The 24,749-nt window shown below is 36.7% G+C and carries 21 protein-coding genes; 19 read left to right on the top strand and 2 right to left on the bottom strand.

The window, feature by feature from the left end; all coding sequences use genetic code 11:
* Positions 1–117: 117 nt before the first annotated feature.
* The 4 genes from QE429_RS14695 (at position 118) to QE429_RS14680 (ending at position 5,527) form a co-directional block, all read left to right on the top strand.
* Positions 118–2,058 carry a hypothetical protein gene (locus tag QE429_RS14695; RefSeq protein WP_307287944.1) on the top strand — a complete coding sequence of 647 codons (1,941 nt, stop codon included), beginning with the start codon at positions 118–120 and terminating at the stop codon, positions 2,056–2,058.
* Complete coding sequence (locus QE429_RS14690; protein WP_307287942.1) at positions 2,048–2,893, top strand: hypothetical protein; 846 nt, start codon at positions 2,048–2,050, stop codon at positions 2,891–2,893. Before QE429_RS14695 ends, QE429_RS14690 begins: the two co-directional genes overlap by 11 nt.
* A 1-nt stretch (position 2,894) precedes the next feature.
* Positions 2,895–3,665 (top strand): DUF6339 family protein, encoded by a 771-nt coding sequence (locus QE429_RS14685; RefSeq protein ID WP_307287941.1) that lies wholly within the window; start codon positions 2,895–2,897, stop codon positions 3,663–3,665.
* A 182-nt stretch (positions 3,666–3,847) separates the two neighbouring features.
* Positions 3,848–5,527 (top strand): DUF262 domain-containing protein, encoded by a 1,680-nt coding sequence (locus tag QE429_RS14680; protein WP_307287940.1) that lies wholly within the window; start codon positions 3,848–3,850, stop codon positions 5,525–5,527.
* Positions 5,528–5,727: 200 nt separating this feature from the next.
* Here QE429_RS14680 and QE429_RS14675 read toward each other — a convergent pair whose 3' ends face one another.
* Complete coding sequence (locus QE429_RS14675) at positions 5,728–6,126, bottom strand: ABC transporter ATP-binding protein (RefSeq protein WP_307287939.1); 399 nt, start codon at positions 6,124–6,126, stop codon at positions 5,728–5,730.
* Positions 6,127–6,322: 196 nt separating this feature from the next.
* On the opposite strand from QE429_RS14675, the gene QE429_RS14670 reads away from it, so the two are divergent.
* The 15 genes from QE429_RS14670 (at position 6,323) to QE429_RS14605 (ending at position 23,497) form a co-directional block, all read left to right on the top strand.
* Positions 6,323–8,230 (top strand): 3'-5' exonuclease, encoded by a 1,908-nt coding sequence (locus QE429_RS14670; RefSeq protein ID WP_307287937.1) that lies wholly within the window; start codon positions 6,323–6,325, stop codon positions 8,228–8,230.
* A gap of 60 nt (positions 8,231–8,290) precedes the next feature.
* Positions 8,291–9,418: an HNH endonuclease gene (locus QE429_RS14665; protein WP_307287936.1), complete on the top strand. Its 1,128-nt coding sequence runs from the start codon at positions 8,291–8,293 to the stop codon at positions 9,416–9,418.
* 135 nt (positions 9,419–9,553) lie between these two features.
* Complete coding sequence (locus tag QE429_RS24470; protein WP_373463257.1) at positions 9,554–9,634, top strand: putative holin-like toxin; 81 nt, start codon at positions 9,554–9,556, stop codon at positions 9,632–9,634.
* Between the two features lie 443 nt (positions 9,635–10,077).
* Positions 10,078–11,394, top strand: coding sequence for a M20/M25/M40 family metallo-hydrolase (locus QE429_RS14660; protein ID WP_307287935.1), 1,317 nt, complete (start codon positions 10,078–10,080; stop codon positions 11,392–11,394).
* A gap of 5 nt (positions 11,395–11,399) precedes the next feature.
* Positions 11,400–12,605, top strand: a complete 1,206-nt coding sequence (locus QE429_RS14655) for a M24 family metallopeptidase (RefSeq protein WP_307287932.1) — start codon at positions 11,400–11,402, stop codon at positions 12,603–12,605.
* 2 nt (positions 12,606–12,607) lie between these two features.
* Positions 12,608–13,930, top strand: a complete 1,323-nt coding sequence (locus QE429_RS14650) for a M20/M25/M40 family metallo-hydrolase (protein WP_307287930.1) — start codon at positions 12,608–12,610, stop codon at positions 13,928–13,930.
* Complete coding sequence (locus QE429_RS14645) at positions 13,890–15,104, top strand: M24 family metallopeptidase (protein ID WP_307287928.1); 1,215 nt, start codon at positions 13,890–13,892, stop codon at positions 15,102–15,104. Before QE429_RS14650 ends, QE429_RS14645 begins: the two co-directional genes overlap by 41 nt.
* Positions 15,085–16,044 carry an ABC transporter permease gene (locus tag QE429_RS14640; RefSeq protein WP_307287927.1) on the top strand — a complete coding sequence of 320 codons (960 nt, stop codon included), beginning with the start codon at positions 15,085–15,087 and terminating at the stop codon, positions 16,042–16,044. The genes QE429_RS14645 and QE429_RS14640 overlap by 20 nt, the downstream gene beginning before the upstream one ends.
* A 25-nt stretch (positions 16,045–16,069) precedes the next feature.
* Complete coding sequence (opp4C, locus tag QE429_RS14635) at positions 16,070–16,993, top strand: oligopeptide ABC transporter permease (RefSeq protein ID WP_307287925.1); 924 nt, start codon at positions 16,070–16,072, stop codon at positions 16,991–16,993.
* Positions 16,994–17,011: 18 nt separating this feature from the next.
* Positions 17,012–18,712 (top strand): peptide-binding protein, encoded by a 1,701-nt coding sequence (locus tag QE429_RS14630; protein WP_307287923.1) that lies wholly within the window; start codon positions 17,012–17,014, stop codon positions 18,710–18,712.
* A gap of 88 nt (positions 18,713–18,800) precedes the next feature.
* Positions 18,801–19,865, top strand: coding sequence for a M24 family metallopeptidase (locus QE429_RS14625; protein WP_307287921.1), 1,065 nt, complete (start codon positions 18,801–18,803; stop codon positions 19,863–19,865).
* 17 nt (positions 19,866–19,882) lie between these two features.
* Entirely contained in the window at positions 19,883–20,908 is a 1,026-nt protein-coding gene (locus tag QE429_RS14620) for an ABC transporter ATP-binding protein (protein WP_373463203.1), read from the top strand.
* On the top strand, positions 20,874–21,842 hold the full coding sequence (locus tag QE429_RS14615) for an ABC transporter ATP-binding protein (RefSeq protein ID WP_307287918.1): 969 nt from the start codon (positions 20,874–20,876) through the stop codon (positions 21,840–21,842). Before QE429_RS14620 ends, QE429_RS14615 begins: the two co-directional genes overlap by 35 nt.
* Positions 21,843–21,863: 21 nt before the next feature.
* A complete protein-coding gene (locus QE429_RS14610; protein WP_307287917.1) occupies positions 21,864–23,006 on the top strand; it encodes an NAD(P)/FAD-dependent oxidoreductase in 1,143 nt (380 codons plus the stop codon).
* Between the two features lie 14 nt (positions 23,007–23,020).
* The gene (locus tag QE429_RS14605) at positions 23,021–23,497 is read left to right on the top strand and encodes a DUF3830 family protein (protein WP_307287916.1); all 477 of its coding nucleotides are present in this window, start codon (positions 23,021–23,023) and stop codon (positions 23,495–23,497) included.
* 114 nt (positions 23,498–23,611) lie between these two features.
* Here the strand turns inward: QE429_RS14605 and QE429_RS14600 are convergent, their stop codons facing one another.
* Positions 23,612–24,739: an aminotransferase class V-fold PLP-dependent enzyme gene (locus QE429_RS14600; protein ID WP_307287914.1), complete on the bottom strand. Its 1,128-nt coding sequence runs from the start codon at positions 24,737–24,739 to the stop codon at positions 23,612–23,614.
* Between the last annotated feature and the right edge of the window lie 10 nt (positions 24,740–24,749).

Genomic DNA, 24,749 nt, shown 5'->3' with positions numbered 1-24,749 from the left:
GTCTATTAATGTAAATTGTTGGATGTTATAATTTGTAATATGTACTATTTTAATATTAATATTATTAGTTAATATATATTATTTGCATTTAGATCAATGAACTATGGGGGAGAGAACATGAATACCTATTGGAATTTTCCGGCTGCCGTTGGTGGAATGATCAATTCAATCAATAACGCGGGGCTGGAGACTTTTAGAGGAAATGCTTTAGATTCTCTTACAAGAGAAATTTGTCAGAACTCATTGGATGCAGTGAAAGATAAGGATAAGCCTGTACTAGTTGAGTTCAAAAGTTTTTCAACACCAATTAATATTTTTCCAAAAAGATATGAGCTAATTAGAGATTTTAAACTTTGCGAGCAAACCTGGAATGGCCGCAATAAAAAAAGTGAAGATTTCATTCAGGAAGCTTTATCAATCTTAGGCAAAAATGAAATGAAGTTTTTGAGGATTAGTGATTTTAATACAAAAGGCCTAGAAGGTGCTAAGGATGGGGAACTGGGCTCTCCATGGTCATCCCTAGTGAAAGAAGCAGGTTCATCAAATAAGGAGGGCGATTCTGGAGGTAGCTTTGGAATTGGAAAATCAGCTCCCTTTCTGAACTCCAAATTGAGAACGCTTTTTTATTCTTCGTTTGATACTACTGGTTATCAATCACACATTGGCGTCGCTAATATTATGTCCTTTAAGAAAAACGAAAAACAAATTACTTTGGGGAATGGCTATTATACTCATAATGACAATTCTACTGCTATTCCTGGTTTGCTGGATCTTGATGAGGATTTCAAGAGAAACGAAACTGGAACGGACATTTTTGTTTCTGCCTTTGATCCAAAGGCTGATTGGGAAGAAGAAGTGAAAAAATCTGTACTAACTAACTTTTTCATCACGGTCTTTATAGGAAAATTGGTTGTGAAGATTAACGATTTTGAAATCAATGACCAAAATATTGGCCAATTGATTTATGAGCTTGAGGATAACGAAGATAATCGGATTTTAAAAAATTATTATAGTCTATTAGTCTCGAATAAAACAATAAAAGTACCTTATCCGGCAAAGGTCTACTCAAAGGATATTCAATTTGAAGAGGGTGAAGCAGAACTATTTCTGCTTAATGGAGAGGATTTAAATCGACGAGTATTAATGACTAGAAAAACAGGTATGCGGATCTTTGAACAAAAGAATATCAGTGGAAGCATTTCATTTACTGGATTACTAATGATAACTGGTACTAAAATGAACAACATTTTCAAACAAATGGAAAACCCAGCACACAATGAGTGGACACATGAGCGATATGAGAAGGATCCTAAGTTAGCCAAAAAGATTTATTCAGAATTAAAGAAGTTCATTAGAGATACCGTTAAAAAAATGCTCCAAGAACAAATTACAGATGAAATGGATGCTGTTGGTTTAAGTGACTTTTTACCAAATAAAGATTTAAGCGCTTCCTCATCCGTTAGTAAAACGGAGTCACTAAATTCTTCAATTAAAGCCATTATTACAAAGCAAAAGGAAAAAGAAATCACTAAAAAAACTAGAAAAAAAGGTAAGGAAACAAAAGATTTCGAAGAACAACTAGCTGGTGAATTTGGCATTTCTCCTACTGGGGATCAAGGTGGGAATGGTACTGGGGAACACAGTAGTGGAGGAAATGAAGGTGCAGGAGCAACCGACTCTAGTGGTAATAATGAAATGGATCAAAACCAACAAGGGGATAAGGGAGACCGTAAGGAGCGCAAGCCAAGTAGAAATCCTGTACAGATGAAGCAAAGGTATGTTTGTGTAGATAAAAATAATGGAAGATATAAGTTTAATATTGTTCCGGAAAAGACATTGCAAAGAGCCCGTTTGGTTTTTAGTGTAGTGGGTGAGCAAAGTGATTACGATTTGCCAATCAAAGCTGCTTCTACAGATGATGGGAATGTTACAATTGAAAAATTAAGTTCAAATACAGTGTATCTTAACTCACTAGCAAAGAATAAGAGTTTTATTCTTAATGTAGAGATTGATTATTCCAATTATTGTGTGATGGAGGTGGAGCTATATGAAAATTAATAATTCCTATCCATACCCAGTTCTATATTTGAATAATGATGACTATGTAGAATCAAGTTTTAACACCAACATCAAAGTGTACGAATCTTTTGGGGAAGTAAAAATTCATGCGGATTTTCAATTAAACAACCAAGGGATACATGAATTAATTGAGAAACAATTAGGAGTGTATTTGATTCATATCGAATGTGGTCAAACAAGTTTTCGGCAGGCTTATGAATCTAGTTTAAAGACCTTGGATATCTCTATCCCAACAAGTGTACTTAGGGGTAAAATTTTAATACACTCATTTATTCTTGCGAAAGAAAAAATTGATCACTATCAAAATCATTTATTAAGTGATTGGTTTAAGGATATCCCCATTACATTTGAAAAGGGTAACTTTCTTGCCATAGGGGATGCGATTGAAACTACCTTATTTGAAGAGAATTTAGAACTGCTAAATCTTCCTTCGATTGCTAAAGTAACCAAATCGCATAAGAATGAATTCATGGAAGTAGATATTCATTCTAGTATTATTACCATTTCGCTCCCTGAATATGAATATAATCAATATGCATCCAATGCTAATTCAAGATTTAAAAATACCATTCTATCTACGGTAATAGTTCCGAGTCTAGTTTATGTGTTTTCTAAGATACAGGATAATAGTGGGGATCTTGAAGAATATACGTGGTACCAAATCCTTGAGAAAATTTTTGCAGAGAACAATTTAAGTATACATGATGTCGGTACTGATTCATTATCTGCGTTAAAAGCAGCACAAATGGTTTTAAGAAAACCGTTAAAGACTAGTTTCGAAGAAATAGAGAAGCTAAATAAAATGGAGGATTAAAGTGAAATTATCATTCATTTCAGATGAGACTCTAATGGATTTAAGAACGAATTATGATTTCTATAAAGAGTATTATCATACAAAAGATAACGACTGGTTTGACCGATACTTTAGTGAAAAAGGCCGAGTAATCGAATCAAAAGTTGAATTTGAACTACCTGAGTTTAACTTGGATGATGATTATGCGGTAAGCGATAGAGAGAACGTAAAGATTATATATGATTCTCTTAAACATCTAAACGTCTCCCAGGCTACACAGGAAAAACTTTGGTCAGGGTTGGCTCATTTACAATTTAGAGAGTTTACCTATTATCGTTTAGAAAATGAAATCCATCAAAAAAATGATAAACGTATTAATACCGCGCTTTTCTTCAAAAGTGGAGGAAATAAACGCTCCCTGTTTGTGCACATTATTTCGCGTCTATGGTGGGTGGGTTACATGACTTACGACGAGTCAAACATTAGCAACCCATACTGGTTAACAGATTTCTTCACGGAAAAAGACTTCTCCGCAAGATGTGTGGTATTTTTCTCAAGTAACTTTACGTCTAACCGAAATATTACAAAGGGAATATTAAAATCTCTTATTAAGTTAGAGAGAAGAGGAGTTTCTATTAAACGAGATCATTTCGTGCAGGCTAATAAATACTTAAATGTTGTGGGCGGAGCTATGATTTTGGATTTGCTAACAACGGATGAAGTCGAGGAAATGATTTATAACTACTTAAGTAAATATTACGGCTTAAGCTTAGAGAAACTACTTGTTAAATAAATAAATTCATTAATTAGAATGAGTAACATAGATCTATATCTATCTACTCATTCTTTTTTTTATAAATAACATTGAATACAGATAAAGGGGTTGGTAAGTGGTGTGTTGATCAATCATATAAATTACGTTAAGATTAATATGTATATTTTGGAAAAAATATTATTCATATACAGAGGTGGATTATGAGTGAGTTATTAAAAGCAAGTGAGAAAGATTTAAAAACATATTTGCTAATCAAAAATGATAAATTATATATTCCATATACACAAAGACCATACGAATGGACAAAACCTCAAGTGAAGAGATTATTTAATGATTTAATTTCTGTCTATGAGGATCAAACAGAACAGAGAATCCATATTTTAAACTTTTTTACCATTTATAATGAAGATGGTAAAAAGTTCATTTACGATGGACAGCAAAGAACAGTTACACTCATATTGATTATTAAATCGATTACCGAAAAAATTAGTTCCTTCGGTAAAAATGAATTAGCTAATAAAATAATAAGTGATTATATATATAACGAAAGTTGGGAAGAAGATCAAAAACAATATAAGTTAAGATTCGACAATTCTAACACAGATCGATTTTTTCGGGAATTTTTGGAGAGCGGAAATTATAATGATGACGATAAATCAAGAGATAACACAAAGCATATTATTGAAAACTACACTTATATTAGTGAACTATTACAAGAGTATATTGACAATAATAATTTACAGTCCGAAGACTTAAAAAATGTAGTTAAAGCAGTAACAAATAGGGTGCAACTAGTCCTCTTGGAAACACCAAGTGAAGACGTTGCAACAGATATGTTTGAAACTTTAAATAACACTGGAAAGAAAATTGCTGATTTTTACGTGTTGAAAAATTCTTGTATTAAACATTTAGGTGAAGAAAACACAAAGACTTATTGGAATGAAATTGAGGCAAACTTGGATGGGATCGATAAATCCGATTTTTTAAATACCGTTGTAACTTTAATAAATGGAAAGACTCTTAAAGCACAGTCCTTACAAAAAATTGAAGATTATGGTTACCTATCAAGTGCAAGTTCCGTTGAAAACTTTTTGAACAAATTAAAAGTCGCATCAAAATATTATCTTGAAATTAAAAAGCCTGAATTAAAAAACTACTCAGATAAAAATTCATTAAAGAAATATAAAAAAATCTCAGAGGATTTACATTTATTTAAATCAAAACAACATATTCCCATAATTTTATCTTTGTTTATGAAAAATTACCAATTAGATGAGATAAATCAGGTATTGAAGATTATCTTGGGTATCAACATTAGAAATTTTTTCATTAGTCAAAGAAAAGCTAATACTGTTGAGAAAACATTTGCTGACTTATCAAAAAAGATATATGAAGAAAAGATACACTTAGAGGAATTAAAACAGGAATTAAATAAAATTAAGATCAACGATAAAGAAGTCGAAACAGCCCTTTCCAATAGAGAATTCAGCTCTAAAAATGATGAAAGAAATATTAAGTTTATTTTAAGATCTGTTTATGAATATGAAAATAATTTAGAAACTCTAATTTCAAATGATCACCAAAAAGTTAATCTGGAACATATTTTACCTGTTAAGATAGCAGCAAATAGCCAATGGATGCGCCTCTATCCAAATGAGGACGAACGGAAAAGGTTAACTGCGAATATAGGAAATATGACAATTATCCTAGGTAATATTAATTCTTCTGCAAGTAACAAGGACTTTGTAGATAAAAAAGACCTTTATATAAACAGTACCATTGTTCAAAATAAAAAAATTGCTGCTATGACCCAGTGGACAAAAGAAGAAATAGAAGAAAGACAAAAACTTTTGGGTGCAAAAATCACTGAAATTTGGTAAGGTGAAATATCATTCAGCCCTTAAACAATTATAAACTCTTTAATCCAAATAAAAACCTCGAGTGTTATTTGCTCGAGGTTTTTTATACTATTTCTCACAATTAATATAATTAAATAAATAGCAATCAAATAAATAGGGATCATTCCATTAGGGAGATATGAAATATTTCACCAACTATAACACCTTATTAAAATAATTTATCAATTATATTTTTTTCTAAGAATGCCTTTTTTGACTAAATTAACTAATATCCCTTTATTTTTAAATTTATTGTAAGCTATTAGTTTATTTAAATCCTTCACTGTTAATGTTGCAGGATCCACAGCAAGTTGAAATTCCTTAGTCTTCTCAATTAAAGCAAGAGCAAAATCAATTTGCTTTGGAGATAAGGAGAAGTCTTCTTGATCCTTTGAGTGGACTGCAGAGTTTACCTTTTCTTCTACGGCTTGTTCAATGGTTGCAGCATGCTCGCGTAATCTTGCTTCTACTAATGCTTCGACTTCCTCTTGGCTAATCGATTTAACTTCAGATTCCGAAGGTTTTTGGTTTTGATTGGTATTGAATAATTTTTCCAGAATTCCCTTTAACAATTTTGACACTTCACTTTCATCACATTTTCATTCTTACCTTATGTATGAAAAAATTTCCTTCTATTCTATTATTCAAACAAATACATAAAAAGACAATACTTTTGGCGGAATTTTGTTGAATTATTGCCTATTATTTGTAATTTTTTAGGTTGATGTTCCTATTTGTAGTATAATGGAGAAAAATGCAAATTTTGGAGCGGTTGTTATGGCAGTTACGATTCCTGAGACTATTCGTTCTTCGGCAACAGCAGGTGAACGGTTATTTTTTCGGACATTGAAAACCTTTTTACCGGATGATTATATTGTTTATTTTGAACCGGAAATACAAGGGAAAAGACCTGACTTTGTTATTATTGGGCCAGACCTCGGTATAGTCGTTTTAGAAGTAAAGGATTATACAAAAAATACGTTATTTCAGGTTAATCATGATGAATGGCATATTGTCACGACTTCTGGCGACCAGGCTGTTATTAAAAGTCCGATGAAACAGGCAAGGGACAATATGTTCCATGTGGTGGATGTATTAAAAAAGGATAAAAGCCTTGTCCAACTTGATGGTAAATATAAATTCAATTTAAAGTTCCCATACGGTCACGGGGTAGTGTTTACTAGAATGTTCTCCAAGGATTTTATAAAGGAAGGCTTATATTCAGTTATTGAACCTCATCTTTGTTTGACTCGGGATGAAATCGACCCGGATAAAGAGGAGTTTTCTGAAGAAATATTGATGGAGAAAATACTCAATATGTTTGTCGTTCCATTTAGATTGAAGGAACCACTGTCACTTGAGGATATCAATGCCATTCGCTATCATTTGTTCCCAGAAGTTCGGATTAGTGCCGAATTTAAAGCGCCAGTTCCTTACCAAGATCAACTTTTGCTATCTTTGCATGACATAAAAACGATGGATCTTCATCAGGAAAATCTTGCAAAGCAAATTGGTGATAAGAACAGGTTAATTCGAGGAGTCGCCGGAAGCGGGAAAACAATCATTCTAGCAAGCAGAGCAAAAATGCTGTTAAAACAAAATCCTGATTGGAAGATCCTAATCCTTTGTTACAATATTTCACTCGCAAATGCCATCCAACAAATGATTGTACATATGTTAAATGAACCAGAGGATTTGTTCGATTTTGATCAACAAGCCAAAAAAGTTCAGAATCAAAATATTATTGTTCGTAATTTTCATTCATGGTTAAAGAATGATCTAAAAATAAGAGAGCAGCAGCTACCTGATATAATTGATAAACTTGAAAGAAAGGAAGCGATCCTTCCCACTTATGACGCTGTATTGATAGATGAGGGACAAGATTTTGAAGCAGAGTGGCTTCGTTTGGTTAGCTTGCTTATTAATGAGGATACACAGTCTCTTTTATTAGTAGAAGATCGCGCTCAGACCATTTATCAACGGAAGCGGTCTTATCTCCAGGATACGGGTCTTAGCTTTCAAGGCAGGTCAAAGGTTTTATCGATTAATTATCGTAATACCCAGCAGATTGTGAAGTTTGCATGGGATTTCTATAGAAAGCATTCTGTGTTCAAAAATAAAGTGGTGAATAGGGAGCTAGAAGGTGAAATTATTGCTCCTCAAAGTACCAAACGGAAAGGGCCTGAGCCTGGAATTATAAAAGCAGCAAACTTTTTTGAGGAAATGAAGATTGTTGCCCGGCAGATCAAGAAATTGCATAAGGAGAGAAAAGTTCCTTATGATGATATGTTAATCCTTTATCGAGTGAAACGTACACATCAAGCTCCCATTATTGATATCATCAAACGTTCTTTAAAGGATGGAGGATTACCTTTCTTCTGGATTACAGAGAACGATAATTCAAAGCGCTCCTATGAAAAAGAAGATGGGAAGATTAAGATAAGTACAATTGACAGTAGCAAAGGCTTGGATTTCCGTGCAGTTTTCATTGTAAATGTGGATTCCATGCCATTTCCTTTGGAAGAAAATAAGGAGAGGGAAGTTTCCCTTCTATATATTGGTATGACAAGGGCTAAGGAATATCTTTGTTTATCCTATTCAGGGGTATCTGAGTTCACAAATTATTTAGATGCTATTATTCAAGAGAGACAAGAATTGAAAAATGGTGTTACTAGAGTAAATTAGGAATATAGAATTGGCTGCCAGGTTTCTATAGTATGGCAGCCATTGTTTTAGGGGGAGCAAATGAAAAATTACTATAAGATAGAAGGAGACATAGTAGTTGTTTATCTTAAGAATTCTAAAGATAACATAACAGGAGAAGCTCTAATTAATATACGTGATCTAGAAAAAGTTCAGCTATTTCCAAATACGTGGAGGTTACAAAAATTAGGGGAGAGGCAAGAGGTTAGAGGGACTTATAGAGTTGAAGGAATAAAAAAGCAGGTTACATTAGCAAAATGGATTCTAGACTTTCCTACGAAGCCTATTTATTTTAACGATGGTGATTCTCTAAATCTTATAAGAGAGAATTTATCTTTTAAAAAACCATTAAAAGGAAATGAAATTATTACCAATGAAGGTCTTAGTTACATTGTTATCTCGAGAAGAAATGAGGAAGACATAAAAGTTACTATTGATTCTGATAAGATTGAATTAATTTCAAGTTACACATGGGTTTGTGATAAAAAAAGTGATATCAATGATTATGTCATTTACACCAAGATTTATGAGGGAGGAACTTCTAGAAAAATATCCTTAAGAAAAATGATTTTGGGTTATGATAAAGATAAAACAGCTTATTTTGTAAATGGGAACCGATTGGATTTTAGATTAGAAAATATTAAATTATATTCAGATAAAATGACGAATGATTATTATATTGAGGAACAGGTAGCACATATCTTTATTAAGATAAGTAATGAAGAAACGTATACTGTGACCATGATTGATGAGGAAGATTTAGAAAAAGTTATGCAACTAGGTTATACTTGGCACTATTATCAAGGGAATGGAGAACCTTATATTGTAAATACAATAGTCGAAGAAGATGGGAAAAGAAAAAGGGTTTATCTACATAGAATAGTAAATGATTGTCCTGAAGATAAAGTAGTAGATCACATTAATCATGATACCTTAGACAACAGGAAGAGCAATTTGAGAAATGTTTCAATATCTGCAAATCAGCAGAATAGAAAGGGAGCAAATAAAAATAGTCTCTCGGGAATAAGAAATGTAAATTGGGACAAAACTCATAAGGATTGGATAGTAACGTGCGGACAAAAATATATTATGAGAACAAAAGATTTCGAGGAAGCTAAATTAGCTGCGATTCGCGTAAGAAGTGAGTTGCTTCCTTATTCTATAAAATAGACACTTTTTAATTAATTTCACCAAAGGAACATTTGTTCTATTTTTTATTTGGATTATGATAAACTATAAATGCAATAGAATAGGATTTCTCAAGGGTGGTCGGCACACTCTCTAGCAGAATGGGGGTGATGCTGAATGACAGTGTTTGAAACACTAATGATTACGATTGCTTTTGCAAGTCTAATCGTTACTGTACTGTCATTTAAACAAAAATAATCCACCCTTGAACTAAGAGGCTTGGGTGGATTACTACTCTAAAATAGCCGATCCCTTTGAGGGAACCATCTATTGCTGGACTGGACATGTTACAGCATGTCTAGTCTTTTTTAATTTATTCATTATTACATTAATTATAACCGGCACGATACAGTATTTTCAAACTAAATTTACCTCGAAGGATCCAATAAAGGCTCTAATGACATGAAAAAGTCGTTGGCGCCTTTTCTTATATTTATCATTATTGTCTACCAACTGATGACTACGCCACCAAACGGTTGGAATTGTTCGCTGGTATATTAACTGCAGTAATTAATATTCATATTAAATTAATATACATTTAGAAATTTTAGAAAATTTTGATTTTGTAAACTGTTTTACATTCAATTGGGTGGATAAACCTTATAATGAGTTAAAAGTTGGATAGTAAAAAGGTGATAAATGTGAATTCGATTAAGAACTGGTTGGATGTGAAATGTGAGGCGGCTGAGTACCTAAGTCATATCATTCGAATCAATACTAGTAATCCCCTTAAAAATGAAATGGACGCCATTCAATATCTAGTTGAAGTGGCGAAGCAGAATGGATTGTATACATACGTCCATAAAACAGATGAAAATAGGGGAAATATAGTCATTTCATTAACCCCTGATTATAGTAATCCGATTGTTTTATTGTCCCATTTAGATGTCGTACCAGCAAATGAGGTAGATTGGGAGGTGCCTCCATTTAGTGGGGAAATTATCAATGACATTTTATGGGGAAGGGGAACCATTGATACAAAACAATTAACCATCACCCATCTAATGGTATTGATTTTATTGAAACGTAACAACGTCCCACTTAAGAGGGATATTATTATGATTGCAACCTCAGATGAGGAAAACGGAAGTCAGTTTGGGTTGCTTCCTTTTTTAGAAAAACACCCTACCTTGTTTAATAATAGCATCGTATTTAACGAAGGCGGAGGGTTCCCGCTATTGATTGAGAATCAAGCTTATTATTTATGTGAACTTGGACAAAAGGGATTGGCCAAAGTCAGGATAACAGCTAAGAACGATTCCTCGTCCAATCCATATCTTCCTAACAACAATGGAATGCAGGTAATCCTTGACGCGATCAATGCTTTCCAAGAACCAAATATCTACGAAAAGATTCCTCCAGCCACATTAGAATTATTTACTACAATTGCTTCATCTCAGGATTGGCATTTTTCTGAACATGAATTGGAGCTTTTTTTAAATAAAATACCACCTAACCACCTTTCTTTATTTAAAGCCATGTCAAAAACCACTTTTTCCATTACAAAATGGAATGGCGGAAAGAAGCATCCAGAATTAATGAACCAATATGAAATCTTCTTGGATAGCAGACCGGTTCCGTCTGTCAATAAAGAAACATATGAGAAACTGCTGGAAACCATTCTAGGTGATTTACCCGTACAATATGAGATTCTATCCTTTTCACAAGGCTATGAGTCAGATATTAATCATGACCATTTGGCGCTGTTTGAGCAGGAGCTTCAAACGGAGGTTCCTAATGCCAAGGTCGTCCCATTTTTATCGATTGGCGGGAGTGATTCAAGGCACTTAAAGGGATTTAATACCCAAATCTATGGTTATTGCCCCATGCTGCCCGATATGAGCTTTGATAGAATCATTAAAATGGTGCATGGGGTAAACGAAAGAATACCGTTGGAGTCATTGAGATTTGGCATTCAAAATATGTATAACATCCTTGTACAAATGGAAGGAGTGTAAAGGGAATGATATCTGCTGTAAATTCAATCACCTCTGAAAAATTGGAACAGGCCACAAGACTGCTGAACGAAAATGGATTAGATACATGGCTTATATTAACGAGGGAGGGCACAGATCCTGCCCTGCCATTAATAGTAGGGATACGGTCAGTTCATAAAGCTGCCATTTTCATTCGAAGCAATGGGGAGCATATTGCCCTCACATCTGTTAGTGATAAGGGAAGTTATGAATCTACCAACTTATTTAAAAAAGTGCTTGTTTATGAAGCTGGTATGGAGGAGGCCTTTCTTACACTCTTTGAGGAAGTCCAGCCGCAAAAGCTTGCCTTAAACATTTCTGAGAGTGACCATCTTTGCGATGGGTTAACACAAGGATTATATGTGTGGTTGGAAAATGTCATTGGAAAAGAGCGCCTAGCAGGTATGGAGGTATCAAGTGAGTCGGTTTTGAAGAAGCTGCGCAGTGTGAAAACAGCAGGAGAGCTTCAAAATATTAAGAAGGCCATTAGGTACACAACAGATATTTTTGATGATGTATTTAAGCGTATTACATGCGGAATGACAGAACTGGAAATCGGTCAATTATTTGTTGATGAGATGGGGAAAAGAGGAGTGACAAACGGTTTAGGTCATCCTAATGATCCCCCTCTTGTATGCATAGCTAGAAAAGGGCTAGCACATCGGAAACCTGCGGACCATCAAACTGAGCCTGGCGATATTGTCATAATCGACTTCAGCCTAAAGTATAGCCATTATGTATCAGATATTGCCCGTACCTGCTACTTCTTAAAACCGGGTGAAAAGCAAGCGCCTGTGGAAATCCAGCATGCTTTTGATACTGCTATTGATGCTATTACGGCTTCCATTGAGGCTTTAGTTCCTGGTAAGGCGGGTTATGAGGTGGATGCTGTCGGAAGGCAAGTAATTGAAGATGGCGGTTATCCAACCATTCGCCATTCAGTCGGCCACCAGATTGGCCGTGCCACTCATGATGGCGGAACTATATTAGGGCCCAAACGGGTACCGCCAAGACCTGAAGTAGAAGGGATTATTGAAGTCGGGGAAATCTATGCTATTGAACCAACTGTCATCCAAGATAACGGTCTTCCATGCATCTTAGTGGAAGAGAATGTTCTTGTCACTGAAAAAGGACCAGTTGTTTTGAGCAAAAGGCAGACAGAACTTGTGCTGATTCAAGCGGAAGGTAAATAAAGATGAGTTTGAAAAATGAGGCACTGGATTATTTTATGAACATGCTCAAAATCAATACCACAAATGAGCTTGCTACCGAATATTTATTAGCCAATTATCTAAAAGAAATCCTAGACAACAATAATATAGATTCCCAAATAGTTTACAGTAACAAAGGCAGGACATCTATTATTTCTAAATTAGCCGGAAAGAAAAAACATCTAAAACCAGTAATTCTTCTATCACACTTAGATGTTGTTGCAGCGAAGGAAGAAGAGTGGACGTTTCCCCCTTTTTCAGGGGACATCTATGAAAATAAAATTTGGGGGCGGGGAACGCTTGATACAAAGCAACTTACTGTGATGCATCTGATGGCTTTCTTGCATCTAAAAAGATTGAATGTCCCGTTGAACCGGGATGTCTACTTTATAGCTACAGCGGATGAGGAAAATGGAAGCAAGGAAGGAATGGAGTTCATTTCCAAACAGTTTCCAGACGTTTTTAATAACAGTATTGTTTTAAGTGAAGGCGGTGGCTTTACAGTCCAAAGTGAAAATGGAGAAACCCTTATGTTATTTGCCTCCGGTGAAAAGGGAACAGCAAGGGTATCCATCACAGCAGCAGGAGACGGGGGGCATGCTGGATGCCCGCCGGAAAACCAAGCCGTAGGAAAGCTTTCACAGGCACTTGACTACTTAATGAACATTAGTTTTCCTGCAGGTAATTACCCGGTTCTTCAACGGTTTCGTAACGAAATGGAAGAGATGATGATTGTAGAAAATGAACAAGGGCAATTGGTGAAAAGACTCTACGAATATATGAAGGAAACAACCTTTACGCCTGAACTCATTCGTATTGGTGATCAGTTGAATGTGATTCCTTATAAGGCTGAAGTTCTTCTAGAATTCAGAACTCTGCCTAATCAAACAAGAGAACAGTTTGAATTATTTATGAAAGAATGGACTGCGCCACCTGATGTACATTACCAATTATTATCCTTTCAGCAAGGATATGAAAGCGACCCTGAGGGTGAAATTATTTTGCTGTTTAAGACTCTATCGGAACGATTGGGTTACAAAATTAGGTGGGTACCTTTTACTGCCTTAGGTAAAACGGATGGAAGATTTATAGGAGAAATGGCCAGCCAAATATACGGGCTTTCACCTACACTGACATTATTTACAGAGGTGCTCAAAAGGGTGCATAACAAGGATGAACATATCGAACTGGAATCCTTTGAATATGGTGTACAACTGATGAAGGATGTTTTGGAGGCATTTTGCATAAGCAGGGGAGGCGGAGAGAATGTATCAGATTCAAAAGGAAAAGTTGAATCAGACCGTTGATAGTTTAAGAGAATTAGAGATTGATATGTGGCTCATTCTTACATCAGAGGGCAGTGATCCCTGCATCCCCCTTATTACAGGGGTAGGAACAGTGGGGCCAGGTGTATTCATCTTTACAAAAGAAGGAAGAAAACTGGCATTATGCAGTAGTATCGATGCTCAAGATTTAGAGGAGTCGGAGCTTTTTGATGAAGTATGTAAGCATACTGGAAGTCTTGACACTCTATTAGTTGAAACAGTAAGAAAGTTAAACCCAAGGAATATTGCTTTAAATATTTCGGTTGAGGAGCATTTGGCTGATGGGTTAACCGCCGGGCGTTACCGTTGGTTAAAAAATACTCTTAAAGGGGTATTTCATGGGGAATTTGTATCCTCAGAACCATTTCTAACCCTAATTAGAAGTATTAAATCTAAGACTGAGATTGAAAGAATTGAAAAAGCGGTGAAGGTAACAGAAAGAATTTATAAGAGCGTATTTACAAAAATGAAGGCAGGAATGACAGAACGCGAATTGGGAACTTTATTCATTGCAGAAATGGAACGGGAAGGTGTTGTGAATGGGGTGGATCGTTCGCTATCCTTGCCTATCGTTTTAAAGGAAAATATCGCCCATAGAGGGCCGGGTGAGGCTGTCATCAATGAAGGCGATCTTGTTATCTTCGACTTTAGCGTTGAAGTGGATGGATATGTTTCGGATATTGCCAGAACCGTTTACTTTTTAAAAGAAGGTGAAACCGAAGCCCCAGAACCAATCAAGGCTGCCTTTTCAGCTGTTCATAAAGCCATAACAAGGGCTGCTGTTATGATGAAACCTGGTGTAAAGGGGTACGAAGTGGACGGGGCAGCTAGAAATTATTATGTGTCTCTTGGCTACCCGGAAATTACTCATGCAACAGGCCATCAAATTGGGAGAGATGTACATGATGGAGGCATTCTTTTAGGTCCTAGATGGAAACGATATGGAAACGCACCGTATGGGGAATTAAAAGAAGGTATGGTTTTCACCATTGAACCTACCCTTTTTTTGGAGAATGGTATTCATTTTATTGTAGAGGAAAATGTTGTTGTTACTTCGAATGGAATTAGGTATTTATCTGAGCGCCAAGACGAGTTGATTCTTATTTCCAATAACAGGAAAGCGAGGGAGGGGATTCTTGAAAAAATACCTGATTAAAAGATTACTTCAATCGATTCCCATTCTATTTGGTATTTCCATTATGACTTTTGCCATTATGCAGTTAGCACCGGGAAATCCAATGCAAACCATGATTGATCCAAAAATATCAGCAGAGGAAATAGAAAGAGCTCAAGAAAACCTTGGGTTAAATGATTCCCTTCCAGCCCAGTATTTCACTTGGATTACGCAAATTTTACAAGGAAACCTTGGATATACGATTAAGACTGGTCAGCCAGTTGGCCAGTTAATACTCGAACGCCTTCCGGCTACATTACTGTTGACAGGGACTGCCTTTATTATTGCGTTTGTTTTAGGAGTTCCTTTAGGGGTATACTCCGCAACTAAGCGAAATAAATTGCCTGATTATGTATTGACTGTTATGTCTTTCATAGGCATCTCTATTCCATCATTCTTTTTTGGTTTAGGTATGATTTTTATCTTTGCTTTAAAGCTAGGATGGCTTCCAACTTCTGGGATGGTTACAATAGGGGCCAATTATACTGGATTTGCCCTCTTTATGGATTATTTTAAGCACGTGATTATGCCAGCTCTTGTCTTGGCATTACCGACAGTGGCAGTTGTTATGCGTTTTACACGTTCCAGTATGCTGGAAGTCCTGAATCAGGAATTTATTCGAACAGCAGACTCCAAAGGGTTAAGCAAAGCAAAAGTATATCTCAAACATGCATTAAGGAACGCTTTAATTCCAGTGATCACCATATTCGGACTATCCATTCCCTTTTTGTTTGGTGGGGCATATATCACAGAACATATTTTTAACTGGCCTGGAATGGGCAGCTTAGGAATTCAATCTATTGTTGCAAGGGAATACCCCGTTATTATGGCTCTAAATCTGTTTACATCCATTTTAGTTATGGCCGGTAACTTACTGGCAGATGTCATGTATGCATGGGCAGATCCACGGATTAGGTATTAAAAAAGTGGGGAAGGGGGGATTGTCCTTGAATGGCAGTATTGAGGTACAGCAAACAAACACAGAGATCGTTCAGAAAAATACAAAGAAAAGATGGCGGGATCATGCTGCTTGGAAAAGATTTAAAAAGAATAAACTTGCGGTCTTCGGTGCCATTATACTTCTGATATTTCTCATTCTAGCAATTTTAGCACCACTTATATCTCCTTACAGTCCCTATGAATCAACGAAAGGAGAATTTGGGGACATTAATGTGCTGGCACCGCCAGGCGATGGTCATCTACTAGGCACTGATAGTCTAGGAAGAGATATGCTATCGAGGATCATTTATGGTGGGAGGGTTTCCCTCACTGTGGCATTTGTTGCAGTTATGATTGCAACAATAACAGGGGTGTTTCTCGGACTTGTAGCTGGCTTTTACGGGAAATGGGTTGATACTGTTATTATGCGTATAACTGATGTCGTCATTTGTTTCCCGGTATTATTCTTAGCCATTACCGTAGCCACCATTTTAAAGCCCAGCCTTCTCAACGTCATAATTATCATTGGTTTGGTTAGTTGGACAACGATGACAAGGCTTGTAAGGGGGGAAGTATTGCGTCTTCGGGAAATGGAATACATCGAAGCAACAAGGGCAATGGGTCAGAACGATGCTATTATCATTTTAAGGCATATCCTGCCCAATATCATGGCACCAATTGTAGTCCAGGGAACATTACAAACTGCCGAGGCGATTTTAACCGAATCAGCATTAAGCTTTTTAGGAGTTGGAGTACAGCAACCTGTCCCGAGTTGGGGCAATATGCTAAATGAGGCTACATCGATTATGGTTTTACAATTTAAACCTTGGGTATGGATGCCTGCTGGATTTGCTATTTTACTCACCATTCTTTGTATTAATTTTGTAGGGGATGGCTTACGGGATGCATTAGACCCAAAAGTTAAAAATTAAATAGAGGGGGATATTATAATGAAGAAAAAGAGAAGTCTTATCGGATTAATTTTCTTAATTTTCACACTATTATTATCTGCTTGTTCATCTGAGAGTGCTTCCAACACAAAGAACCAAGAGAAAAATAACGAGCCAGCAAAAGAAGTAAAGGAAAAAGTAGGGGGCACCGTTACCGTTGCCTTTAATAGTGAACCAGGTAATCTTAACCCTGTCATTTGGGCAACTACCTCAGATACGAATGTCACCCATATGATATATGATTCGCTTGTTATACCAGATAAAGAATTAAAAATGGTTGGTAGTTTAGCAGAAAGTTGGGATGTGTCAGAGGATGGCAAGTCCTATACATTCCATCTTAAAAAAGGCGTGAAATGGCATGATGGGGTGCCATTCACGGCAAAGGATGTTGAATTTACTTTTACATCGTTGGCAGATGCTAAATATGATGCAGGGGCCTATTGGAGAGTCGATCCCATTGTAGGAGCAGCAGAATACAAAGAAGGCAAGGCCGATAAGGTTGCAGGTATTGAGGTCATTGATGACAATACCATTAAATTTACAACGAAAGAACCATTTGCACCATTTATTTCTGGATTATTTATTGGGATTGTTCCGGAACACATTTTAAAGGATGTATCACCTGGTGAATGGGAAAAACACCAGTCAAATCGTGCTCCAATTGGAACGGGTCCTTTTAAATTTGTTAAATGGGAAACTGGACAATATATAGAATTAGAGGCAAACAAAGATTATTTTGGCGGAGCACCTAAGTTAGATAAGATCATTGTTCGTTTTGGGGATGCAAATACAATGTTAGCATCTGTATTAAGTAAGGATGTTGATATTACCCCGGTACCTGTTGCCGAAACTCCTTCTGTGAGTAGTCTTGACTACGCGGGATTAGTTACTCAAACATCGTTAAGTGTGTACTATGTAGGGTTCAATTCAAAAAATGCTCTGTTTAAAGATGTTAGGGTCCGTCAAGCATTAGCACATGCCATTGATAAAAAAGCAATCGTTTCTTCTATTCTTGGTAAATATGGTCAAGTTGCGGATGATATTTTCCCGTCTAAGCATTGGTCACATAATCCTGATCTACCAGTCTACGATTATGATAAGGCTAAGGCCGAGGCCCTGCTGGAAGAAGCCGGTTATAAGAAAAATAGTAAGGGAATTTATGCAAAGGATGGGAAAGAACTCAGCTTTACGATGGAAGTTCCTACCGGTACAAAAGAAAGAGAAAAATCAGCCGTTCTCTTAAAAGAAATGTGGGAGAAAGTTGGCGTAAAAATGGAGATTAGATCGCTTGATTTTCCAACGCTGGTCACAAAACTTTTACCGAAAACAAAGGATGGAAAACAAAGAGCAGTAACAAAGGACGATTATGATGCCTATATCCTTGGTTTTGGTGTTGAAGCGGATCCAGATGAATATAGAAGTTATTTCGGAACTGCGTATATGCCGCCTAACGGATATAATTTCGTCAGCTATTCGGATCCAAAAGTAGACCAATTGTTAGAGCAGCAGACCAAGGAAATTGATTTAGAAAAACGCCAAAAATTAATTTGGGAAGTTGGGAAGAAACTCGCAGAAGATGAAATATGGATTCCATTATATGAGCAGGTATCACCTTTCGTCGTAAATAATAGAGTGGCCGGTTTCGATCCGGATTTTAGAGGAGCTACATTCAATGCTAAAGATTGGGCAATAAAGGAATAAATAGGGTTAGTGGAAAGGGTGATATCGCTCGGGCACAAGAGGGAGATATCACCCTGACTATATGAGGTACCCCTATGGAGGTGAAAGGATGAACAGTAGGATAAAAAAGCTGCGTAATCTGATGGATAACAGGGGGCTGGATGCCTTGTTTATCCAATCCTATGAAAATAGAAGATATTTTTCAGGTTTTTCTGGAAGCAACGGCTATTTGCTTATTACATCTAAGTATTGCGGCTTGATTACTGATCAAAGATATACGGAACAGGCAAAGGAACAGGCCACTGATTTTGATGTCATCACACATGGAATTGATCCATTTGTAACAATCCAATCTGTTTTTCAGGACAAAAAGATATCGACCATCGGTTTTGAATCAGAATCACTTTCTGTACACCTATTTAATAGACTTAAATCCTTAATCCAGAAATGTGAATGGGTTCCCCTTACAAGTGAACTCCTCAAAATAAGAAGGATCAAGGATGATGAGGAAATTAAAATAATCCGCCAGTCTATTGCTATTTCAGACAAAGCTTTTAAAGATCTAATACCGTTAATAAAACCTGGAATGACTGAAAGGGAAGTCGCAGTAGAATTAGAATATTTGATGGGAAAACACGGGCATGATGGTCCTGCCTTTGGAACAATCGTTGCTGCGGACGTACGTGCCGCACTTCCACATGCGGTTCCTTCAAATAATCAAGTTAAGGAGAATCATCTTCTATTAATCGATTATGGAGTTAAATATCAAGGATATATGTCAGATATGACACGTACGCTCTGGATTGGTATTCCTAATGAGGAATTAAAAAGATATTATCACCTTGTTCATGAAGCTTTAGAACGGGCCATTGAAGAAGTAAAGCCCGGAATGACCGGTCATGATTTAGATGCTATTGCAAGAGAAGTATTTTTTAGGGAGAGGCTAGAGAGTTACAGTTTAAGAGGTCTTGGACATGGTGTAGGATTACAAATTCATGAAAATCCAAGGATTGTCTTGCAATCTGAAGAGGTATTAGAACCGGGAATGGTATTCACCATTGAACCAGGATTATATTTACCTGGAAAAGCGGGTGTTCGGGTGGAGGATGTTGTCCTAGTTACGAACAACGGTTGTGAAGTTCTGACTAATACTCCGAGACATATCCATATCTAAGTCAAAGGAGAATGGCTATGGAAAACTTATTGGAGGTCAAGAATTTAAAAACATATTTTTATCAGGATGGCAAGGAAACGGCTGCAGTTGATGGGGTTACTTTTGACTTAAAAAAAGGGGAAACTTTAGGAATAGTGGGGGAGTCGGGAAGTGGTAAGAGTGTTACCTCACTGTCCATTTTACAGCTCATATCTAAGCCTCATGGAAAAATTATTGAGGGTGAAGTAGTTTTTAAAGGAAAAGATCTCGTAAAAATGGGAGAAAAAGAGATTAGAAAAATAAGAGGAAATGATATCTCCATGATTTTTCAGGAACCAATGACATCGTTAAATCCAGTTTTTACGGTTGGTAATCAAATTATGGAGGTTCTTACCCAGCACCAAGGACTTTCGTCTAAAGAAGCAAGAGCTAAGGCAATTGAGATGCTTAAATTAGTGGGAATACCCTCGGCAGAAAAAAGGGCAGAGCAGTATCCTCATCAGTTATCTGGCGGAATGAGACAAAGGGTAATGATTGCAATGGCTTTAGCATGTAACCCTGATTTGCTTATTGCTGATGAACCAACAACGGCACTTGATGTGACAACACAGGCGCAAATATTAGAACTTATGAATGATCTGAAGGATAGGTTGAATACGTCCATTCTATTGATTACTCATGACCTTGGTGTAGTTGCGGAAACAGCCGATAAAGTTGCTGTAATGTACCTTGGCAGGATTGTGGAATATGCCGATGTCGAATCATTCTTCGAATCTCCCAAGCATCCCTATTCTATTGGACTACTCAAGTCCATTCCTAATATTGATGGCAGGGTCGAACGGCTTAATCCAATTACTGGGCAAGTTCCTCATCCTTCTGAAGTAACACAAGGCTGTCGATTTGCAAACAGGTGCGAATATGCACAATCCATTTGCCTGCAGGAGGAACCTCCGCTTATTGAATGCAAAGACAGTAAAATTAGGTGTTGGATCTATTCAAACCAATGGCCAGTTGGAAAGGGGGATTTACATGGCAGAGAAATTGCTACAGGTGGAAAATCTTAAAAAGTGGTTTCCTGTCGAGGGAGATAAGCTAATTACGAAGTCAACGAGCGTTGTAAAGGCAGTGGATGATATAAGCTTTCATATAGATAAAGGTGAAACGCTGGGACTTGTTGGTGAGTCTGGGTGTGGAAAGTCAACTGCAGGCAGGGTAATTCTTCGATTAATCGAGGCAACCGAAGGACGAATTCTAATTGAGAATGAGGACATTCGAGCACTCACATCCAAAAATTTAAAACAAAAAAGAAAGGATATGCAAATTGTATTTCAGGACCCATATGCCTCACTAAATCCTCGCTTAAAGGTAGAGCAAATTCTGGAAGAACCAATGTCTATCCATTTAGACATATCTAAAAAAGAACGAAAAGAAAGAGTTAAGCAAATTATGCAGGATGTAGGATTAAACCATGCCTATATCGATCGGTATCCGCATGAATTTTCTGGCGGCCAGCGGCAAAGAATCGGTATTGCAAGGGCATTAGCTGTAAATCCAAAACTAATTATTATGGATGAACCTGTATCGGCACTTGATGTATCTGTACAAGCACAGGTATTAAATCTTATTCAAGACCTTCAAAAGAAATATGGTTTAACATACTTATTCATCACACATAATCTAGGTGTCGTTAAGCATATTTCAAACCGGATTGCTGTCATGTACCTAGGGAAAATAGTAGAGATCGCGGATCGTGATGAATTTTTCGACAATGCTAAACACCCGTATTCAAAAGCGTTATTGTCTGCCATCCCAAGACCAGACCCCAAATTAAAAAGGCAACGGATTATCTTAAATGGGGATATCCCGAGTCCAGTGAATCCACCTGAAGGCTGCCGGTTCCATACTCGTTGTCCATACGTTATGGAGGAATGCATGTCGATATCTCCAGAACTAAAGGATACAGGAAATGGCCACTGGGTTGCGTGTCATCTTCGTTAAATCCTAGAAAGGGAGAGTAGTATGAAAAATTACGATGTCATTATTGTTGGAGCCGGAATCATTGGCTGTTCCATCTCTTATTTTCTCACCGAAAAAGGATATTCAAATGTATTAGTTATTGATAAAGCTGGAATAGCATCAGATATCACCGGGATTTGCCCAGGGGGTGTCAGGCAGCAGTGGGGTACAGAAATTAACTGTATCATGTCTAAAGCATCAACAGAGTTTTTTAGAAATATTAATGAATTTCTTGAGCCAGAGCATGAAATAAAATTTAGAGAAGTTGGATACCTATATACGTTCCATTCCGAAGAGGCAAAAAGGAAATATGCTCAGAGTGTGGCATTACAAAACTCACTTGGAATCCCTACTAAGTTTTTATCCCCTTTAGAAACAAAAGAAATTGTACCAGGTATTAACGAATCAAGTTTCATTGCAGCTTCCTTTTGTGAAACCGATGGGTTCGCAGATGATGCCTATCATGTTACGCATAGCTTTGCGACAGCTGCAAAGCGGAAAGGTGTTCAATTCATAAATGATGATGTGGAGCGAATCATTGTAGAGAATGGCGTGGTTAAGGGAGTTTATTGTAAAAATCGTGGGAGCATTACTTGTGATAAAGTCGTGAATGCGGCTGGATTGGGTTCTAAAGCATTAGCAAAAACTGCTGACGTAGATTTGCCTATTAATTTTGAAGTAAGACGAATTTTATATACCAATCGAGTTTCAGAACGAATTCTTGAGCCCCTGCTTATTTCATTTGAAATGGGGTTTGCAGCCAAACAATTAACCGATGGGACTATTTATTTAAGTTATCTTGGAAAAGACTTGCAGCCACCGTTTAATATGTTTGATTTTCAGTTAAGAGCTGCAGAAGTCGGTACAGAAATTTTTCCGCCTCTTACGGATCTTGTCATCCATTCACATGTTGATGGTACATACGACAGTACTCCGGACCATCAGGCTATTTTGGGTTGTGTAGATGGGTTACCAGGTTATTATCAGGCGGTGGGAATGAGCGGTCATGGGTTTATGATGTCACCTGCGGTTGGGGAGGCTGTAGCTACAATCGTGGCTGACCAAACACCAAAAATTGATGTTTCAAGTTTAAATTATCGGCGATTTAAAAATAACCAGCTGATTTTTGAACCGAGTGTGGTATAGGAGGGAAAGATAATTTGAATACATTTACGATTACCTTTTTAGATTCAGATGTTTCACTCAAGGCAAGAGTATTAAATGAGAAGGCCCCTTCGACAAGTGCCGCTTTCATGAGATTGCTTGGGAACCCTATTTATACAACCGGAAGGCATGCAATGTATACAGGGAAAGAAATTTCTATCCAATTGCCAGTAGATGTTTGTAAAGATACATCTCTTCATGATCCAGCAAAAGAAAATCTAACGTGTTTCCCTCAGCCAGGAGATATTCTTTTTACCTTTATGCCTGAGTACGCATGGGGGGGAATTCCAACTCCAATCTATGATTTTGGGCTTTTTTATGGAAAAGATGCACGCACCTTTTTTCCAGCTGGTTGGATTCCAGGTAATCTTTTTGCAAGAGTGGTAGAAGAAGATTTGGTAGAACTTGAGGAAATTGGCAAAGTCATTCATATGAAGGGACAGCAAAAAATAATGATAAGCCAGAACCTTTAATAATCCCCAATTATTAAATTGAGCGCACCTGTTTTGAAAGGTGCGTTTTTAATTTCAAAAAAATAGCTAGCCTAATATTAGGCTAGACTCAATCAATAAGTATAATAGGGGGAATTACAAAGTTAAACGGCTTAATTGAGCTAAACTTTCATAAATGTCTTCTTTGGTATTATAAATATGTGGTGCGATACGGATGACATCTTTTCGGGCCGATACAATGATGCCTTGCTCTTTCAATAAATTTTCAATCCTATTAGCATCCTTAATATAAATTGCTGTGCTGGCACCTTTCGTTTGTAAATCTAATGGACTAGCAATCTGAAATCCCATTTGCGTAGCCGTTTCTAAAGTATAAGATGATAAATTGTTCAAATGCTGCTCTATTGCCTTGATCCCAATCTCATTAATGAGAGAAAGAGCTGCATCAGCGATATAAGCATTAACCACTGGAGGGGTCCCAGTATTAAATCGCTGCGTGGACTCAGCTAATTCCAATGATTTTAAATTAAAGTCAAAAGGGTTTTTCTGCCCAAACCATCCAATGGTCGACGGTGATAATTGTTCCGAAATCTCTTTTTTTACATAAAGGAATGAGAGGCCAGGTACCCCTAGAAGATACTTCTGCATTCCCGTTACCAATATATCAATATCCATATCTTTAACGTCTATTTCCATACTGCCGGCAGACTGATAGGCATCTACTAAAAGAAGAGATCCCTTTTTATGGGCAATTTTTGCGATTTCTTTAATATCTTGTTTGAATCCATTGTAATAGGAAACATGGGGAATACAGGTAAGTCCTGTTTTCTCAGAAATATATGCTTCATAGTATTCAAGTGGTATGACATTATTATCCGATGGTATAAATGTAATCTTAAAATTTTGAAGTCTTTTTTGTGCCAATACTGCTTGACCAATACAAGGAAAATCCATTTCTGTTACACAAACCTCTTGCATATTTAAATCTAATGAGTGTAATATAGATGAAATAGAATCAGAAACTGAAGATAAAATGGCTACTTCATCAGGTCTACAGTTAATAAGTTCAGAGAATTTCACCTTTGCGCTATTCACCTGTTCCATCCAAACATCCCAAGACATACCTTCTTCTATTAAGCTATTTTTATATGCATCCATGGCTTCAATTACCTTACGTGAAATTGCACTTTGTGAACAACTTGAAAGTATGATTTTCTTTTCTAAGATGGGAAATTCCGATCTAATTCCTACTAAATTTTCCATAAGCAAAGTC

The sequence above is a fragment of the Bacillus sp. SORGH_AS_0510 genome (genome assembly GCF_030818775.1).
In the GTDB taxonomy this organism is placed as follows: domain Bacteria; phylum Bacillota; class Bacilli; order Bacillales; family Cytobacillaceae; genus Neobacillus.
Note: the sequence above shows the minus strand (reverse complement) of the source record. Positions and strands in the feature narration are given on the sequence as shown.